The 11783-nt window shown below is 69.8% G+C and carries 12 protein-coding genes; 10 read left to right on the top strand and 2 right to left on the bottom strand.

Annotated features, from left to right (window positions below; genetic code table 11):
- Positions 1–52 precede the first annotated feature (52 nt).
- The 9 genes from ASD90_RS08915 to ASD90_RS08960 all read left to right on the top strand — a co-directional run bounded on the left by ASD90_RS08915 (position 53) and on the right by ASD90_RS08960 (position 10278).
- A complete protein-coding gene (locus ASD90_RS08915; protein WP_056754821.1) occupies positions 53–1039 on the top strand; it encodes an ABC transporter permease in 987 nt (328 codons plus the stop codon).
- Entirely contained in the window at positions 1036–1989 is a 954-nt protein-coding gene (locus ASD90_RS08920) for an ABC transporter permease (RefSeq protein WP_235506508.1), read from the top strand. The genes ASD90_RS08915 and ASD90_RS08920 overlap by 4 nt, the downstream gene beginning before the upstream one ends.
- Positions 1986–3839 carry an ABC transporter ATP-binding protein gene (locus tag ASD90_RS08925; protein ID WP_056754824.1) on the top strand — a complete coding sequence of 618 codons (1854 nt, stop codon included), beginning with the start codon at positions 1986–1988 and terminating at the stop codon, positions 3837–3839. Before ASD90_RS08920 ends, ASD90_RS08925 begins: the two co-directional genes overlap by 4 nt.
- Before the next feature lie 173 nt (positions 3840–4012).
- On the top strand, positions 4013–5059 hold the full coding sequence (locus ASD90_RS08930) for a LacI family DNA-binding transcriptional regulator (protein ID WP_056754826.1): 1047 nt from the start codon (positions 4013–4015) through the stop codon (positions 5057–5059).
- A gap of 780 nt (positions 5060–5839) precedes the next feature.
- Positions 5840–6340, top strand: a complete 501-nt coding sequence (locus tag ASD90_RS23775) for a glucoamylase family protein (RefSeq protein WP_056754832.1) — start codon at positions 5840–5842, stop codon at positions 6338–6340.
- Positions 6341–6463: 123 nt separating this feature from the next.
- Positions 6464–6940 carry a hypothetical protein gene (locus ASD90_RS08945; RefSeq protein ID WP_056754836.1) on the top strand — a complete coding sequence of 159 codons (477 nt, stop codon included), beginning with the start codon at positions 6464–6466 and terminating at the stop codon, positions 6938–6940.
- 151 nt (positions 6941–7091) lie between these two features.
- Positions 7092–8417, top strand: a complete 1326-nt coding sequence (locus ASD90_RS08950) for an ABC transporter substrate-binding protein (protein ID WP_200958586.1) — start codon at positions 7092–7094, stop codon at positions 8415–8417.
- Positions 8418–8701: 284 nt separating this feature from the next.
- Positions 8702–9427: a carbohydrate ABC transporter permease gene (locus ASD90_RS08955; protein WP_157611064.1), complete on the top strand. Its 726-nt coding sequence runs from the start codon at positions 8702–8704 to the stop codon at positions 9425–9427.
- On the top strand, positions 9427–10278 hold the full coding sequence (locus tag ASD90_RS08960) for a carbohydrate ABC transporter permease (protein WP_056754842.1): 852 nt from the start codon (positions 9427–9429) through the stop codon (positions 10276–10278). Before ASD90_RS08955 ends, ASD90_RS08960 begins: the two co-directional genes overlap by 1 nt.
- A gap of 89 nt (positions 10279–10367) precedes the next feature.
- On the opposite strand, the gene ASD90_RS08965 is transcribed toward ASD90_RS08960, so the two are convergent.
- Both ASD90_RS08965 and ASD90_RS08970 read right to left on the bottom strand, forming a co-directional pair.
- On the bottom strand, positions 10368–10700 hold the full coding sequence (locus ASD90_RS08965) for a cupin domain-containing protein (protein WP_056754846.1): 333 nt from the start codon (positions 10698–10700) through the stop codon (positions 10368–10370).
- An 82-nt stretch (positions 10701–10782) separates the two neighbouring features.
- Entirely contained in the window at positions 10783–11166 is a 384-nt protein-coding gene (locus tag ASD90_RS08970) for a hypothetical protein (protein ID WP_056754850.1), read from the bottom strand.
- Positions 11167–11317: 151 nt separating this feature from the next.
- Here ASD90_RS08970 and ASD90_RS08975 point away from each other — a divergent pair, with 151 nt between their 5' ends.
- Positions 11318–11773 carry a hypothetical protein gene (locus ASD90_RS08975; RefSeq protein WP_056754852.1) on the top strand — a complete coding sequence of 152 codons (456 nt, stop codon included), beginning with the start codon at positions 11318–11320 and terminating at the stop codon, positions 11771–11773.
- The last annotated feature ends 10 nt before the right edge of the window (positions 11774–11783 follow it).

Consider the following 11783-nt stretch of genomic DNA (forward strand, 5'->3'; position numbering starts at 1 on the left):
TCTCAGTCGGGGCGGCCGCCAAGGTCGCCCCGGCTCGGGCAGGGAGGCCCGCATGACGTACTTCGCGCGGAAGTTCGGCTTCTTCCTGGCCACCCTCTGGGCGGTCGTCACCCTGAACTTCCTCATCCCACGACTGCAGCCCGGTGACCCGGCGGAGATCATGGTGAAGCGGATGGCCGGCAAGGACGCCGCCCTGGACCAGGCCCAGGTCGAGGCGATGCGGGCCATGCTCGGCACGCCGACGGATTCGCTGTGGCACCAGTACCTCTCGTATCTGGGCGAGCTCATCCACGGCAACTTCGGTCTCTCCTACACCTACTACCCGTTCCCGGTGACAGAGGTCATCGCCCAGGCGTTCTGGTGGACGATCGTGCTCGTGACGGTCGCCCAGGTGCTCTCGTTCGTCGGTGGGGTCGTGCTCGGGGCGTATGCCGCGTGGCGGCGCAACTCGCGCTTCGACTCGGTGGTGACGCTCGGGTCGACCTTCCTCGGCACCCTCCAGGTGTTCTGGGTCAGCCTGCTGCTGCTCTACGTCTTCGGCTACAGCCTCGGCTGGTTCCCGACGTCGGGCGGCTACGAGGAGGCGACCCCGGGCTGGAACTGGCCGTTCATCCAGGAGGCGATCTCGCACTCGTTCCTGCCGGCGTTCGCCCTGCTCATCGTCACACCGATCGGCTGGATCCTCGGCATGCGCAACACGATGATCATGAACCTCGGCGAGGACTACATCCGGCTCGCCAAGGCCAAGGGACTCCCCGACCGCGACGTCGCCCTGAAGTACGCCGCGCGAAACGCCTTGCTGCCCAGCGTCACCGGCTTCGCGCTCGCACTCGGCGGCGTGCTGGGCGGGGCGATCCTCGTCGAGACGGTCTTCGACTACCCCGGCCTCGGACGTCTCATGGGTGAGGCCGTCGAGCAGAAGGACTACCCGTTGTTGCAGGCGCTCATGCTCCTGACCACGGTCGGCGTGCTCGTCGCCAACCTCGCCGCAGACCTGCTCTACGGCGTGCTCGACCCACGAGCAAGGAGGGCTGAATGATGAACGCCAACACCACCCCCGTACCGACCCCGGGCGAGGACTTCATGGCCGCGGGGGAGGCCGGCCAGGAGCTCGCCGTCGAGCAGGTCAGCGACGCCGAGACACCTGACCGGTGGTGGCAGGTGATCTGGAGCAGCAGGAAGGCCCGGGTCGGCGTCATCATCCTCGCGATCTACGTGCTCGTGGCCGTCTTCGCCCCCCTGATCGCCCCCCACGACCCGCTCGACGGCTCGTTCGAGCCGCTCGCCGGCCCGAGCTCTACCAACTGGCTGGGCACGACGACGAGCGGCCAGGACATCGCGTCTCAGCTGATCTACGGCACCCGGATCTCCTTGCTGGTCGGGCTCTTCGGCGGTCTCTTCGCCACCGTGATCGCCACCGTCATCGGCCTCATCTCGGGTTACGCGGAGGGCACTCTGCTCGACGACGGGCTGTCCTTCCTGACCAACGTCTTCCTGGTCATCCCCGTCTTCCCGCTCATCATCACCCTCGTCGCCTACTCGGAGGTGCGCGGACTCTGGCTCATCGTGGGCGTCGTCGCGATCACCTCCTGGGCCGGAGCGGCCCGTGCGAAGCGCTCCCAGATCATCACGTTGCGCAACCGCGACTTCGTCACCGCGGCGAAGTTCTCGGGCGAGGGAACGTGGCGCATCGTCTTCCGGGAGATCATGCCCAACATGAGCTCACTCGTGCTGGCGAGCTTCGTCGGTGCCGCGACCGGTGCCATCGCCGCCGAGGCGGGCCTCGCGGCCCTCGGCCTCGGTGACAGCCGGAGCGTCTCGTGGGGCACCATGCTCTACCAGTCCAACGCGCAGGGGGCCATCGCCCAGGGACTGTGGCTGTGGGTCTTCGTGCCAGGCCTCGTTCTCGCCATCCTCATGACTGCGACGACGTTCATCAACTTCGGCGTCGACCTGCTGAGCAACCCCCACCTCCGGGAGGACGCATGACACTCCTCGACGTCCGCGACCTCAGCGTCCGCTACGAGCCCAAGGCCTCCCGGCCCCTCGACGCCGTCCAAGGGGTCACCTTCTCGATCGAACCGGGCGAGTTCGTCGGACTCATCGGCGAGTCCGGCTCGGGCAAGACGACCCTGGGCACCGCAGTGCTGCGCCTGCTGCAGCGGCCCGGTCGCATCAGCGGTGGCTCGATCGAGTTCAACGGGACCGACATCACGGACCTCCCGGAGGACGAGCTGCGCTCGCTGCGCTGGCGTGACCTCTCGACGGTCTTCCAGAGCAGCATGAACTCGCTCAACCCCGTCGTCCGGGTGGAGGGCCAGTTCCGTGACGCCATCGAGCAGCACTCGTCCCTGCGCGGCGAGGCGGTGACACGACGCATCCGTGAGCTCTTCGACATGGTCATCATCGACCCGAAGTTCATGACCGCCTTCCCGCACGAGCTCTCCGGGGGCATGCGCCAACGGGTCAACCTCGCGCTGGCCCTGGCGCTGGACCCGAAGTTCATCCTGCTCGACGAGCCCACCACCGGGCTCGATGTCGTCGTGCAGCACTCGATCCTCGAGAACGTCCGGCGCCTGCAGGCCGAGCAGGGCTTCGCGGTCCTGTTCATCAGCCACGACATCGGCACCGTGCTCGACCTCTCGGACCGCATCCTCGTGATGTATGCCGGCCGCATCGTCGAGGACCAGAGCGCCGGCGCGCTGCTGCGCGAACCCCTGCACCCGTACACGAAGGGTCTGCTCGGGTCGTACGGCGACCCACGCGACGAGATCGTCAAGATCACGTACGTCCCGGGTCGGCCGCCGGACCTCAGCCGCTCCATGGTCGGATGCAGCTTCGCTCCGAGATGCCCAGAGCGGATCCAGGTCTGTCTGGAGGAGGACCCGCCGCTCGTGCCGCTGAACGGTGGGCGCGCGGCGTGCCACGTCGCCGTGCTCCAGCGCGCAGAGGACGGCGCCGAGACGTTCGGGGAGCCGAAGCGCGGGTTCGAGGGACCGCAGTTCGTCAAGACCGCCGACGAGTCCCGGAGCGCCCTGACCAACGAGGTCGTGCTCTCGGTCGAGAACGTCTCGAAGGTCTTCGAGCGCCGTCGGGGGCTCACCGTCACACGCACGCAAGCCGTCAGTGATGTCAGCTTCGAGCTGCGGCGGGGCGAGGTGACGGCGCTCGTGGGGCAGAGCGGCAGCGGAAAGTCGACCCTGGCCAAGATGATCACCGGCGTGGAGACCCCGACTCAGGGCCGCATCGTGTTCCACGGCCCGGACGGCGACCGGCTCGTCTCGGGATTCAAGGGCAGGGCCCTGCGCGCCTATCGCAGCGACGTCCAGATGGTCTTCCAGGACCCGTACAGCTCGATCAACCCGGCCAAGCGACTCGGCTACGTCCTGTCCCGCCCGCTGGTCAACTACCAGGGACTGAAGGGTGAGGAGCTGCGCGAGCGGGTCAAGGAGCTGCTGGAACGGGTCGCCCTGACGCCGGCCGAGCGGTTCATCAACCGCTACGGCTACGAGCTGTCCGGTGGCCAGCGCCAGCGCGTCATCATCGCGAAGGCGCTCGCCGTCGAGCCCGAGATCATCGTCGCCGACGAGCCGATCTCCAGCCTCGACGTGTCGATCCGTGCCGAGATCCTCGAGCTGCTCAACGACCTGGTCAAGGAGAACGACGTCAGCATCCTCTACATCACCCACGACCTGCTCAGCGCCCGCATGCTCTCCGACGAGGTCATCGTCCTCAACGGCGGCAAGGTCGTCGAGAAGGGGCCGACCCTCGGAGTCATCCGTGCCCCCAAGGACGACTACACGCGCAGCCTGCTCGATGCGATCCCCAACCCGTTCTGACGCGCCGGTCGGGAGGACCTCCTGCACGTCGCGGCGGGGTGGTCCGGGAGGGAGCCCCGGCCGGCCTGACGGCATACGCCATCGGTCGGCGAAGGTGACGCCGAGGCGGTCTGCGTCCGGCTTGTGAAGCGTGGCGGCGCCGTGCACAGTTGACCCCGGGAGAGGGAGCCTGGGTGTCCACTGAGCACGACGACGCGCGACCGGTCACGATCTACACCGTGGCCGAGCGGGCCGGCGTGTCCATCGCCACCGTCTCGCGCGTGCTGAGCGGGTCGACCCCGGCGTCGGCGATGACCCGGCAGCGGGTGCTGCGGGCCGTCGAGGACCTCGAGTACGTCCCGCTGCGCGCCGGCCGACCCGTCGACGTGCCGTCCCACGAGACGCACGGCCTCGTCCTGCCGGGCCTGCGCGGGCCCTACTACTCCGAGCTGCTGTCGGGCTTCGAGTCCACGGCCGCGCGCGAGGGGCAGTCGGTCGTCGTCGTCGTGTGCGACGCGTCGAAGGACGCCGAGGCCTCGGTACGCAAGATCCTCGGCCGGGTCGACGGCATCGTCATCGCCAACGACACGATCAGCGACACGATGGTGCGCCAGATCGTGCGCTCCACCCCGACGGTGCTCGTCGCGCGCGACGCCATCGAGGGCTGCGACTCGGTGCAGGTCGAGAACTTCATCAGCTCGGCCGAGCTGACCCGGCACCTGCTCGAGCACGGCCGCACGCGGCTCGTCTTCGTCGGCGACCCCGACACCTCTCACGACGTCTCGGAGCGCTACCGCGGCTTCCAGCACGCCCTGACCCGCAAGCGCGGGGCCGAGGTGGCCGGTCCGATCCGGGTGCAGTACGAGGAGACGTCGGGCCGTCGTGTCATGGAGGGGCTGCGCGAGGCCGAGGCGGCCGGGGCCGAGATCGACGGGCTCGTCTGCGCCAACGACGAGCTCGCGCTCGCGACGATGGTGCTGCTGGGCCGCGACGGCCGACGCGTGCCGGACGACATCGCGGTGGTCGGCTTCGACGACATCATGACCTCGCGCTACCTCGCCCCCGGCCTGACGACGGTGCAGCAGCCGATGCGCGAGCTCGGACGGTGGGCCGCGATCCGGCTCCACGAGCGCATCTCCGGTCGCACGTTCGACGTGCACCCCCAGGTCCTGCCCACCCGCATGGTCGTCCGTGGCTCGTGCGGCTGCGACTGGGACCAGACCTCCGTCGTCAGCGACTGACGACTTCCGCTCCCCGTGCTCCTCGGCGGCCCTATCGACCGCCACGACGCACCTCGGCACGCTCACCCCGATCCCGTATGCCGGTTCGCGGCGGTCCGTCGGACCGTTGCCACCGTCTCCGCCCCAGGACCCGAGGACCTCCGTATGCCTGACCGCACCCTCCTGCTCCGCTGGGCCGCCGACACCTGGCGCTCCTTCGAGGCCATGACCGACCCCCGGTACCGGCCTGCCGACCGACAGCATCGCCGCCTCGCTCGACCCCGCGACCCGCAGCGGCTACGACCGCTCGGGCGCCCTGCTGCGGCAGATGCCCGACAGCGGTCACGAGATCCAGCAGTTCCTCTCCAGCGTCGACAACGGCTGGCTCGCGGCCGGGCTCATGGTGGCCGCGGCAGCCGAGCCTTCAGTGGCGGCCGAGGCGCACCCCGTCCTGCACCGGATGGACTTCGGCGCCTTCCACGACGCCGCAGCCGGGCCGAGTGGACCCGGTGGACGGCTGACCGGAGGCTTCTGGGTCGACGACCCGGGCCGGCCGACGCGTCGGGCCGCGTTCGTGCCCGGGCACGCGGAGGTGCTCCACACCGTGCACCACTACGACCTGCTCGACTCCGAGCCTCGCATCGCGAGCTACGTCGGCATCGCCCACGGCCAGATCCCGCCCGAGCACTACGCCTCGCTCGACACCCCGGTGCGCCACTACCGCCGCCGCGACGTCGTGCCGACGTTCGGCGGGTCGATGTTCGAGGCGCTCATGCCGACGATCTTCGTCCCCGAGTCGACGTGGGACCCGACACGTGGGGGGTCAACGAGGCGCGCACCGTGGCGCTGCAGCGGGAGTACGCGCTCGACGAGAAGGACTACGACTACTGGGGATTCAGCCCGTCGGCCTGCCCCGGCGAGGGCTACTCGGTGTTCGGCGTCCCACCGATCGCGTCGGAGGCGGAGGGCTACCCGAGCGAGCGGGACGGCGAGGTCGTCGTCACGCCGCACGCGTCGGCGATGGCACTCATGGTCGAGCCCGACGCGGCGGCGGACAACCTCGCGCGCATCGAGCGCGACCTCGGCGCCTACGGTCCGGGCGGCTTCATCGACGCCGTCGACACGCGTACCGGCCGGCACGCCGGACGGCATCTCTCGCTCGACCAGTCGATGGTGCTCGGTGCCCTCGCCGACGTCGTCGCCGACGGCTGCCTCCGGCGCTGGTTCTGCACGCCCGCGGTCGAGGCCGTCCTGCGCCCTGTCGTCGCCGCCCGCCGGATGCCTCTGACCGGACCTGCCTGAGAGCACCTGACAGGCCGGTCGTGGAGTCCTTACGGCACGTGGTGCCGGGAGGACTCCACGACCTCCGGCCCGGACCAGCCGTACTCTGGTCGTGTCCCTTCGGACGAGAGGTGGGGCGCGGACGTGACGCAGTGGCGTGAGCAGTGGTCGGACCAGGAGTGGTTCACGCTGCGACTCGCGCCCGTGTGGGTGCTGAGCGCCCTCGCCGGCCGGGTCCGCTTCGACGACGACGAGCGCGGCGCCTTCTGGGACGCCGTCACCGACGCAGCCCTGCGCAGCACCGGTCCCGGGCGTGAGCTGCTGGGCACGGCCGCAGCCGAGCGCCGGTGGCTCTTCGACGAGTTCGAGCTCGACGGCCGTCCCGTCGTCTCGGGCCTGCTCTCCGTGACGCGCCTGCTCGAACGCATGGACCCCGACACACGGACCGACGTCCGGTCGAGCATCCTGCGCGTCGGTGCGGGCGTGGCCCTGGCCCGTGGCCACTTCGGCCGCCGCATGACGCTCGAGGACGAGCAGACCCTGCTCCTCGTCGAGCAGCTGCTCCAGACGGCCCCTGAGACCCTGAGCGACAACCCGCTCAACTCCCCGGCCACCATCTGAACCGCGCCGGCGTCGGGGAGTGGCCCATCCGGCATACGCGGAGGTAACGGGCATACGATCGCCGGGTGGGCGAGGTCGAGCAGACTGGCCGAGCGCCCGTCGTGGTGAACGGTGCCCGCACACCCGGGCAGGAAGGACGCAGGGGAACCTCATGTCAGACAAGGAGATCGGCCGCGGGATCGGCCAGGCCCTCGGAAGCCACCTCAGCCGGCGCTCGCTCTTCGCGCTCGGTGGTGCCGCCGCCGTGACGGGTGTGCTCGCCGCGTGCGGCAGCAACACCGGACGCGAGCCGGCAGCCACCGGCGGGGCGACCGGCGGTGGCAGCGGCGCCACGCTGAACCAGTGGTACCACCAGTACGGCGAGGCCGGCACGCAGCAGGCCGTCGAGAGGTACGCCGCCGCCTACAAGGACGCGACCGTCAAGGTCGGCTGGAAGCCCGGCGACTACGACCAGTCCACGGCCGCCTCACTGCTCACCGACGCCGGTCCCGACGTCTTCGAGTACGGCAACGGCCCGACGATCGACATGATCAAGGGCGGCCAGGTCGTCGACCTCACCGACCTCGTCGGAGACACGAAGTCCGACTTCAACCCGAGCATCCTCGAGCGGATGACCTACGAGGGCAAGACGTATGCCATCCCGCAGGTCGTCGACATGCAGCTGCTCGTCTACCGGAAGTCGCTGCTCGACAAGGCCGGCATCGCCCCGCCCCAGACCATCGACGAGCTCATCGCCGCGGCGAAGAAGCTGACGCAGGGCAACGTCAAGGGTCTCTTCCTCGGCAACGACGGCGGTGCCGGCCTCATGGGCGGCCCGATGCTGTGGTCGGCGGGGCTCGACTACCTCACCGCGGACAACCAGTTCGGCTTCGACGACCCGCGGGCCGCGACCGCCCTCGGCAAGCTCCGCGAGATGTGGGACGCCAAGGTGCTGCTCCTCGGGGCGCCCAAGGACTGGTTCGACCCGTCCGCCCTCACCGCCGGCCTCACCGCGATGCAGTTCACCGGCCTGTGGACCTTCCCCGACCTCAAGAAGGGCCTCGGCGACGACTTCGGCGTCATGGCCTGGCCCGCCCTCGACGGCAGCGGCAAGGCCTCGGTGCCCGTCGGCGCCTACGGCTCGTGCGTCAGCGCCAAGAGCAAGGACGTCGAGGCGGCCAAGAAGTTCGCCAAGTGGCTGTGGATCGACCAGACCGCCTACCAGCTCGACTTCGCGACGGCCTACGGCTTCCACATCCCGTCCCGGACGAGCCTCATCGGCCAGGCGACGACCCTGAAGGAAGGGCAGGCGGCCGAGGCGGCCAAGCTCGCCACCGACGTCGGCCACGCGCAGAGCCCGATCCTGTGGACGCCCAAGTGCGCCACGGCCTTCGGTGACGCGATGAACCGCATCGTCAAGGAGGGCGCCGACCCGGCCGGCGAGATCGCCAAGGTCAAGACGGTGGCCGACGCCGAGCTGAAGCGGGTCCTCGCCTGACAGCGCAGGCCGACCCGGCGGCATACGACAGCGCCGCGCAGCGGGAGGCGGCCGAGCGGGCGACGGGATCTCGACCAGCCGGGTCACCGAGACCGTCGCTGGGTCGCCGCCTGCGCGGGCGCCAGGACCGCAACCTGTGGTTCTGGGTCTTCGTCGGGCCGTTCGTCATCGGGCTGGTCGTCTTCGTCTACGTCCCGATCGCCTGGTCGATCTACCTGTCGTTCTTCGAGTCGTACAACACGGTCACGCCCACGACGTTCGTCGGCGTCGGCAACTACGTGGACATGCTGCGCGACCCGGCGTTCCGCAACAGCCTGCTGACCTTCCTCGCCTTCGCCGTCTTCATCGTGCCGACGACGTTCGTCATCTCGCTCGGCGCGGCCCTGCTCGTCGCGCGCACCCGGGTCATGCAGTCGTTCTTCCGGTCGGTCTTCTTCCTGCCGACGGCGTGCTCCTACGTCGTCGCGGCGCTCGTCTGGAAGATGTCGATCTTCAGCGGCATCCGCTCGGGTCTCGCGAACGCCGTGCTCGGCTGGTTCGGCATCGACTCGATCCCGTGGCTGAGCCTCGCCGAGCCGCCGTGGTACTGGCTCGTCATCGTCACGGCACGGCTCTGGCTGCAGGTCGGCTTCTACATGATCCTCTTCCTCGCCGGCATCCAGCGGATCAGCCCGACGCTCTACGAGGCGGCCGCGATCGACGGCGCCGAGGGGTGGAAGGTCTTCCGCCACATCACCCTGCCGCAGCTGCGCGCCACGTCGACGGCGGTGCTGCTGCTCCTGCTCATCAACGCGTTCCAGGCGTTCGACGAGTTCTACAACATCCTGTCGACGTTCGGCACCTACCCGCCCTACGCGCGACCGCCGCTCGTCTACCTCTACTACACGGCGCTCGGCTCGGGCCAGGACTTCGGCCACGGGTCCGCCGGCGCCGTCATCCTCACCCTCATCATCGCGATCGTGGCGGTGGTGCAGGGCCGCATCCTCCGACTCGGCGACAGGGGCGACTGATGGCGATCGTCCGGAGCAAGCGGCAGTCGCGGATCACCGGGTGGGCCCGCTACAGCGCCCTCGTCGCGGCGGCGCTGCTCTTCCTCGTCCCCTTCTACCTGCTCGTGCGCAGCGCGTTCATGCGCGAGCAGGACCTCGGGTCGCCCGACTTCCACTGGCTGCCGCCGGTCTGGGAGACCTCCAACCTCACCGGCCTCTTCGACAACCCGGCGATCCCGATGGCGCGCAGCCTGCTCAACTCGGGCCTCATCGCGGTGACCCAGACGGTCGGCGTGCTCGTCGTCTCGGGCCTCGCCGGCTACGGCCTGGCCCGCATCCCCTACCGCTGGTCCAACGCCGTCTTCTACACGATCACCGCGACGCTCCTCATCCCCGCAGCCGTGACGTTCGTGCCCAGCTTCGTGCTCGTCTCGACGCTCGGCTGGATCTCGACGCTGCGCGGCCTCATCATCCCGGGCCTCTTCCAGGCGCTCGCGACGTTCCTCTTCCGGCAGTTCTTCCTCGGCTTCCCCAAGGAGATCGAGGAGGCGGCCTTCATCGACGGCCTCGGCTACTGGGGCACCTTCTGGAAGATCGTCGTCCCCAACTCGATGGGCTTCGTCGCGGCCATCGGCACGATCACCTTCATCGGCTCGTGGAACGCCTTCCTCTGGCCGCTCGTCATCGGCCGCGACCAGGAGTCGTGGACCGTGCAGATCGCGCTCTCGACCTTCCTCACGGCGCAGTCGGTCCAGGTCAGCCAGCTCTTCATGGCGGCCCTCGTCGCGATCGTGCCGCTGCTGCTGATGTTCCTCTTCCTCCAGCGCTGGATCGTCGAGGGCGTCGAGCGCACCGGCATCGCCGGCGACTGAGTGCGGTGGATCGCCCGCGCCTGGTGCCGATGATCCACCGCGCCACCGATGCGTAGCGGCGACCGACGGCGTATGCCGTGCAGCCCGGGTCAGGGCAGCTTGGCGACCGTGAGCAGCACGGCAGAGTCTTCGAGCGCCTCGAGCGAGTGGCGAGCCTGCGGGACGACGAGCAGGTCACCCGGCGCGCCCTCCCAGGCCGCGTCGGCCGTGCTGATGCGCACCCGTCCGCGCAACACCTGCACCGTCGCCTCACCGGGGTTCTCGTGCTCGGTCATCGACCGACCTGCAGCCAGCGCGACGACGGTCTGGCGCAGCACGTGCTCGTGGCCGCCGTAGACCGTGTCGGCGCCGCGACCGCTCGACGTCGTCGTGGCGTGCTCGATCAGCTCCCGGGCGAGGGCGGTCAAGGACGACTTCTCCATGCACTCACCATGGCACCCCGGGGCCCGGCCGTCGATGGTGCCGACGCCACCCGTGGCGTATGCCGTGCGGCCGGCAGTCCGCTCAGCGCACCCTGCGGAGGTGGTCGGGGGCCGGCATCCGGCGCACCTCGACGCTCCAGAAGCGGATGACGAGCGGGTAGGCAGGCACGAGCGTGACGTGGTGCTCGAACCCGCCGTCCTCGGTGGGCACGACCTCGGAGCGCTCGACCTCAGCGGCGGCGGCGACGGCGCGGTCGAGGTCGCGCCGGTTGGTGTGGAGCACGACGGCGCCGACGTACGTGAGCGTGGCCAGCTCGTGGCCACGGTCGGTGTCACCGGCGAGGAGGGTCCACGAGAACGAGTCGCCGGCGATCGACCAGTCCTGCACCTGCGCGGCATGGAGGTCGAGGGCCGCGAGGTCGCTGACGTCGGCGGGCAGCTCGGGCAGCTCGGGCAGTTCGGGCACGTCACCATCGTGCCCGTTGGCCGCCGGTCACGGTCGGACGATTGCACCCCGATCCGGCTCACGCGCGAGCAGCTCCGTGGGCAATGCCACCATCTGGCGGTGGGGGACCCGGACCGTGCCACGATGACAGGAGAAGGCGAGGTGTCGGCACATGGACCTGGATGCACTGCTTCTGACCGTCGAGGAGGGTGTGCTCGACGAGGCCTACTCGGCGCTGCAGCGCTCGCAGGTCACGCACTACGAGCTCGCGGGGGAGGCGCTCACCCGGCAACGCCTGGCCGAGCTCTTCCACCTCGTGGTCGGTGCCATCGGCACCCGCCAGCTGGGCGACCTGAGCCAGCACGTCGAGCAGATCGCGGTCGAGCGCTTCAACCACGGCTTCGACATCTCTGAGGTCCAGGTCGCCTTCAACGCCTTGGAGGAGGCGATGTGGCGACGGGTGGTCGCAGCCTCGCCACCCGACGAGCTGGCCGAGGCGATCGGTCTGCTGAGCACCGTCCTGGGGTTCGGCAAGGATGTGCTCACGCGGACGTACGTCTCCCTCGCCTCCAAGCAGCACGTGGCCTCGCTCGACCTCTCCGAGCTCTTCGGTGGCGCGGCCTCCTGATGCCCGGTCC

This window comes from Terrabacter sp. Root181 (genome assembly GCF_001428505.1).
Lineage (GTDB): Bacteria > Actinomycetota > Actinomycetes > Actinomycetales > Dermatophilaceae > Terrabacter.

Excerpts from the sequence above, each read along its gene's own strand:
- ASD90_RS08975 (WP_056754852.1), top strand. The coding sequence starts at position 11,318 with ATGGACCTGGATGCACTGCTTCTGACCGTCGAGGAGGGTGTGCTCGAC.
- ASD90_RS08955 (WP_157611064.1), top strand. The coding sequence starts at position 8,702 with ATGCTGCGCGACCCGGCGTTCCGCAACAGCCTGCTGACCTTCCTCGCC.
- ASD90_RS08920 (WP_235506508.1), top strand. The coding sequence starts at position 1,036 with ATGATGAACGCCAACACCACCCCCGTACCGACCCCGGGCGAGGACTTC.
- ASD90_RS08915 (WP_056754821.1), top strand. The coding sequence starts at position 53 with ATGACGTACTTCGCGCGGAAGTTCGGCTTCTTCCTGGCCACCCTCTGG.
- ASD90_RS08960 (WP_056754842.1), top strand. The coding sequence starts at position 9,427 with ATGGCGATCGTCCGGAGCAAGCGGCAGTCGCGGATCACCGGGTGGGCC.
- ASD90_RS08925 (WP_056754824.1), top strand. The coding sequence starts at position 1,986 with ATGACACTCCTCGACGTCCGCGACCTCAGCGTCCGCTACGAGCCCAAG.
- ASD90_RS08965 (WP_056754846.1), bottom strand. The coding sequence starts at position 10,700 with ATGGAGAAGTCGTCCTTGACCGCCCTCGCCCGGGAGCTGATCGAGCAC.
- ASD90_RS08950 (WP_200958586.1), top strand. The coding sequence starts at position 7,092 with ATGTCAGACAAGGAGATCGGCCGCGGGATCGGCCAGGCCCTCGGAAGC.